Genomic DNA, 4,589 nt, shown 5'->3' on the forward strand with positions numbered 1-4,589 from the left:
GAATACAAGAGCAGCTCCTAATAATACCCATATCGTATCTACTGATGAATACATAATAAATCCTCCTATTGTCTATGAATTATTCTAATTTATAAGTTCTGTAAAAAGTTGAAGGCGTGTACCTATCTAAATAAATAGTAGATAGAGTACACGCCTTTGTGTAGATAGTATTTAGTTATGTTAAAATATGAATTTTAAATTAATTTATACGCTAAATAATAAATCTGTGTAAGTTGGGAATGGCCAGTAGTCTTTTCCAACTAATGTTTCTAGTTCGTCAGCTATAGCACGAACTTCATTCATTTGTGATAATATTGTATCGTGGAAGAATTTTGCTAATTTTTCGCTGTCGTCTATATCTTTTGCATCTAAGATGTATTTTTCTAAATCAGCAGTCTTCTTAGCTAGACAACTACTTAATGAAGATATCTTAGTTACTAAACCAGTTTCTAAAGAAACATCTATGTCAGAAGATAAATTCTTCTTAGCTAAAGCAGATTCAGTTAAATCTTTAGAGTATTTACATACAGCTGGTATAATATCTTTTTTGATCATTTCAAGCATTGTTTGTGCTTCTATATTTATAGTTTGAGCATATTTTTCAAGTAAGATTTCTTTTCTTGATTCTAATTCTAATTTAGTATATACTCCGTGTTTTTCAAATAATTTTATATTCTTTTCATCTGTGTAGTGAGGTAGAGCATCTGCTGAAGATTTTAAGTTTAATAATCCTCTAGATTCAGCTTCAGTTACCCATTCAGCTGCATAGTTGTTTCCATTGAATATTATAGCTTTGTGTTCTTTTAATATTTTCTTTAATACTTCTTGTAAAGCAGCATCTACATCTTCTTTTCCTTCTAGATAATCAGAGATATAATCTAGAGAATCAGCAACTATAGTGTTAAGTATAGTGTTAGGACAAGCTATATTAGCAGTAGAACCTAACATACGGAATTCAAATTTGTTTCCAGTAAATGCGAATGGAGAAGTTCTATTTCTATCTGTAGTATCTTTTTTGAATGATGGTAAAACATCAACATCTATTTCTAATGATTTTAAAGTTTCTTCGTTGTATGGAAGTCCTTCTTCTATACAATGTAGTACTTTTTCTAAGTCACTTCCTATGAACATTGATAATATTGCTGGAGGTGCTTCATTTCCACCTAAACGATGGTCGTTTCCTGCATCAGCAACTGATATTCTTAATAAATCTTGATTTTCATGAACAGCTTTTATTATAGCTATAAAGAAAGTTAAGAATAATTTATTATTTATAGGATCTTTTCCTGGGTTTAATAAGTTTTTACCTGTATCAGTTGAAATAGACCAGTTGTTATGTTTACCAGAACCATTTACACCAGCGAATGGTTTTTCATGTAGTAAGCACATTAAGCCGTGTCTACAAGCTACTTTTTTCATTACATCCATTGTTAATTGGTTGTGGTCAGTAGCAACATTTGTAGTTGTGAATATAGGAGCTAATTCATGTTGTGCTGGAGCAACTTCGTTATGTTTAGTCTTAGCTAAAACTCCTAATTTCCATAATTCTTCATCTAATTCTTTCATATAATCGACTACTCTTGGTTTTATAGCACCGAAGTAGTGGTCGTCTAATTCTTGTCCTTTAGGTGGTTTTGCACCGAATAAAGTTCTACCAGTGAATTTTAAATCTATTCTCTTATTGTACATTTCTTTGTCTATTAAGAAATATTCTTGTTCAGGACCAACTGTAGTAGTAACTCTGTTAACATCTGTTTCACCTAATAAATGTAAAAGTCTTACAGCTGATTTATTTATAGCTTCCATTGATTTTAATAAAGGAGTTTTCTTATCTAAAACTTGACCTCCATATGAACAGAAAGCAGTTGGTATACATAATGTGCCGTTTCTTATATAAGCATAACTAGTTGGATCCCATACAGTATATCCTCTAGCTTCGAATGTAGATCTTAATCCTCCTGATGGGAAAGAAGATCCATCTGGTTCACCTTTTACTAATTCTTTACCAGAAAATTCCATTATTACTTTTCCGTCGTCAGTTGGATTTATAAAACTGTCGTGTTTTTCAGCAGTTATACCAGTCATTGGTTGGAACCAGTGAGTAAAGTGAGTAGCACCGTGTTCTATAGCCCAATCCTTCATAGCATTTGCAACTACGTTTGCGATTTTTAAATCGATTGGTTTACCTTGTTTTATAGTGTTTTGTAATGCTTTGTAAACGTCCTTTGGTAGTCTATCTTTCATTACAGTTTCGTTAAATACTAAGCTTCCAAATATTTCAGGAACTTTTGTCATAATAATTACCTCCAAAATTTAAAATAAAATAGATATACCCCATCGTATAATCCATAAAATTTACTTATTAATTAAAATTACTTTGAAAAAAAAGAAAAGCGCTGTAGGATCATCTATAACCTACAGCGCCTTTGCTGTTTTAATTAACTTTATAAACATATTGTATTCAAAATGTAATAGACTGTCAACAAGAATTTTCAGTTTTTTCTTAATTTTATATAAAAATTAAATTTTATATTTTAAAAATAAAAAAGCCTACATTATATGACAAAAATTGCTATTATATTATATATATAAAAATATTTATTAAAAAATTTGAAAATATTGACAGTTACAAATAAATATTCTATAATAGTCACATTGAACAAGGGCGTTCATTAAAAGGTGTGAATATTTATTTTTAACACCCTTTAATGAGTGCCCCTTTTTTTAGGAAAATTTCTATAATTTGAAGGATTTTTACAATATAAAATATAGATTTATAGGAGGAGTTACATGGATTATAAAACTAGTGAGGTTTTAGAATTTATAGAAGAAAATGATATAAAATTTATAAGATTAGCATTTTGCGATATATTTGGAGAACAAAAAAATATAACGATAATGCCTAGTGAATTAAAAAGAGCATTTAATGAAGGAATTTCCTTCGATGCATCAGCTGTAACTGGTTTTATGAATGTAGAAGAATCTGACTTATTACTATTTCCAGAGGCAAATACTATGTATTTACTACCATGGAGACCACAGCATGGAAGAGTTGTAAGATTTTTTTGTAATATAAAACATCCAGATGGAAGATGCTTTGAAGGAGATTGTAGAAATATTTTAAAGGAAGTTATCAAGGAAAGTAGATTGAAGGGATTTTCAACTAAGATAGGTTGCGAGAGTGAGTTTTACTTATTTGAACAAGACGAATTTGGAAATCCAACTATGAAGCCTTATGATAGAGGTACTTATTGCGATATATATCCAAATGATAGATGTGAAAATATAAGAAGAGATATTTGTCTATCACTTGAAGAAATGGGAATAATGCCTATAAGCTCACACCATGAACAGGGACCTGGACAAAATGAAATAGACTATCAATACAGCGATGCATTATCTGCTGCTGATAATTTAATAAGCTTTAGATCTCTTGTCAAGACTAAGGCATGTGAAAATGGATTGTTTGCTTCATTTATGCCTAGACCTTTAAATACTGAATGTGGAAATGGACTACATATTAATCTGTCTCTATACAAAGATGGAAAAAATGTTTTTCAAAATCAGGATTCAAGTGATTATGAATATGCTAAAAAGTTTATAGCAGGTATATTAAATAGAATAGAGGAGGTTACTTTATTTTTAAATTCATCTACGAATTCATATTCTAGATTGGGCAAAGATAAGGCACCAAAATATATTACATGGTCAAAGGAAAATAGATCACAGCTTATAAGAATTCCAGCATCTAAAGGAGATAGATGTAGAATGGAGCTTAGATCACCTGATTCTAGCTGCAACCCTTATATAGTTTTTGCACTTTTGATTAAGGCAGGTATGGAGGGTATAGAAAATAATTTAGAGCTTTGCAAACCTCATAATATAAATTTATTTGATGCTGAGGAAGAAAAATTACAAGACGTTAAAAAATTGCCTGTGAATTTAATTGAAGCAATCAAGATAGCTAAAGATAGCGAATTTGTAAAAAGCGTATTGCCACAAAAAACTATCGATAATTACATAAATGACAAGATGGAAGAATGGACTATTTATAGCTCAGTAACTGATAAATTTAAAGCAGAAAAGCAATTGTATTTTGACAAGCTTTAAATGTAAAAGGGGGGACCAAGATGACTTGTGCGCTGATAGTGTCAACGTCGGAAAAGGGGAAAAGTTTTTTTGTAGACTTAATGAAAACAGTTGGAATTTCGAATACGGTCACTGTTGGCAATGGTAGTGAAGCTAGGCGTATATTAAATAGAAGTGATTTTGATTTGGTGGTTATCAATACTCCATTATCAGATGAGTTTGGACATGAGCTTTCTATTTCAATTAGTAAAAACTATAATTCAGGTGTTTTATTAGTAGTAAAAAATGATATCGCCGATGCTATTTCATCTAAAGTAGAAGATTATGGAGTATTTGTTATAGAGAAACCATTAAATAGACAATTTGTGTATAAAAGTATAAAGTATATTTGTGTATCAAGGAAAAAATACTTAGGTCTTCAAAGTGAAAATGAAAGACTTAAGGTTAAAATTAGTGAAATTAGACTTATAGATAGAGCTAAATGTATTTTAATACAGTAT

Annotated in this window: 2 protein-coding genes and 1 pseudogene; 2 read left to right on the forward strand and 1 reads right to left on the reverse strand. The window is 30.1% G+C overall.

The window, feature by feature from the left end; all coding sequences use genetic code 11:
- Positions 1-492 precede the first annotated feature (492 nt).
- A pseudogene (locus tag ACI3VO_RS03820) lies at positions 493-2,295 on the reverse strand (glutamine synthetase III family protein); the annotation flags it as partial.
- A 495-nt stretch (positions 2,296-2,790) separates the two neighbouring features.
- Here ACI3VO_RS03820 and ACI3VO_RS03825 point away from each other — a divergent pair.
- Positions 2,791-4,110 (forward strand): glutamine synthetase family protein, encoded by a 1,320-nt coding sequence (locus ACI3VO_RS03825; protein WP_439756649.1) that lies wholly within the window; start codon positions 2,791-2,793, stop codon positions 4,108-4,110.
- A gap of 20 nt (positions 4,111-4,130) precedes the next feature.
- On the forward strand, positions 4,131-4,589 hold a 459-nt coding region (locus ACI3VO_RS03830; RefSeq protein WP_439756650.1), incomplete at its 3' end, for an ANTAR domain-containing response regulator.

Origin of the sequence: Intestinibacter sp. (assembly GCF_051866655.1) — a bacterium.
Classification (GTDB): domain Bacteria; phylum Bacillota; class Clostridia; order Peptostreptococcales; family Peptostreptococcaceae; genus Intestinibacter.

Coding starts and splice junctions, on each gene's coding strand:
- ACI3VO_RS03825 (WP_439756649.1), top strand. CDS start 2,791: ATGGATTATAAAACTAGTGAGGTTTTAGAATTTATAGAAGAAAATGAT.